A 1,369-nucleotide genomic window follows, 5' to 3' on the forward strand; every position below is an offset into this window, starting at 1 on the left:
CCCCGGGCCGGGCCGGTGAGGCCGGCGCAGGCCGACCGGGCCGGTACGACGCCCGGGCTGCCGGACAGCGTTCCGGCCTCGTCCCGGCCGTCCCGGCGGACCGGTGGTGCGAGGACCGGCAGTCTCGGCGTGGGCTTGGGGAGCCCTGCGGGGGTTTTCATGATCCGTCTCCTCCTGACGGGTGGTGTGGGGGCGTGCGGTCGGCGTGGACACCGACGGTGCCGGGTGCTCAGGACTCCAGGAACTGGTGGGCCGGCGCCAGGGTGACGGGGAACTCGTCGCTGACGTCGATCGTGAACAGCATGGAGACCCGCGCGTGCCGGTCGTCCTCGGGGTCGAAGAAGGTCACCTTCACGTCCTGGCAGTCCGATCCCATGCGGCAGTACGGGCTCTTCGCGACGGAGATGGTGTCGATGCAGTACAGGGAGATCGGCTTGCCGGACTCCGTCACGGTGCTGGGGACGCTCTGGCCCAGCAGCATGGCCTTGCTGATCGGGCCGGCGATCGAGAACGCGTTCGTCCCGGCGGAGTTCAGCGCCCGGTCGGCGGAGGTCTGCCCGAGGTTGCGGAACTGGTAGTAGACCTTGTCGAGGAACGCGTCCATGGTCTTGCGGACGTAGGTCTCGTCGACCGTCAGCGAATCGTGGTGCGCCTGGTGCATGACGGCCTTCACCACGGCGTCCACCAACTGCTTCTGGTACCAGATGTAGACGCCACGGCTCTTGACCTCGACGACCGGTACGACCTGTCCGGAGAACAGCCGTACGGTCCGGTCGGTCAGCCGGCCGGGTATCGAGATCCGGGAGATGTAGCCGTCCTCGTCCTGGGTGAACTTGTGCTGGCCGAGGTACGCGTCCCGGAAGGACCGGTAGATCGTGGACACCGGGGCGGCGGGCGCGGCGAGTGCCAGCAGGGCGTCCGCGAGCTTTCTGCGGTCGTTGACGATCGCCTCCACCTCCGCCCTCGACCCGAGCTGCACCAGGGGGTTGCTGGTCCAGTCCATGCCCGCCGCGGGTTCGGCCTCCATCGCGTAGACGGGTGTGCTCTCCAGGTTCAGCGTCCAGGTGACCTTGTCGGAGGCCCACGGGTTGGCGGTCAGGTACCTGTGCAGCTGGTCGGCGTCGTAGGGATTGGCGGGCAGTTCCTTCGTCACATCGGGCTTGCCTTCGACCGGCACCTCGACGGGGTCCATCAGCTGGCGGAAGCTGTCCCGGCGGGCCTCGGTCAGGAAGTCCACGCCGACCTGGCCGATCGCGAACACCAGCGGGCGGTTGTTGGTGGAGGCACAGGAGGGCCGGACGCCGCCGCCCGAGGGTGCGCCACCCGACGGCACGGATCCCGACGGTACGGCCCCTGGCAGCACGGCCCC

1 pseudogene is annotated in these 1,369 nt (G+C 69.3%); it reads right to left on the reverse strand.

Annotated features, from left to right (window positions below):
• Positions 1-229: 229 nt before the first annotated feature.
• Positions 230-1,369: pseudogene (locus tag ACIQOV_RS41515) on the reverse strand (hypothetical protein); the annotation flags it as partial.

It is taken from the genome of Kitasatospora sp. NPDC091257, from assembly GCF_044757675.1.
Classification (GTDB): Bacteria; Actinomycetota; Actinomycetes; order Streptomycetales; family Streptomycetaceae; genus Kitasatospora; species Kitasatospora lactacystinica.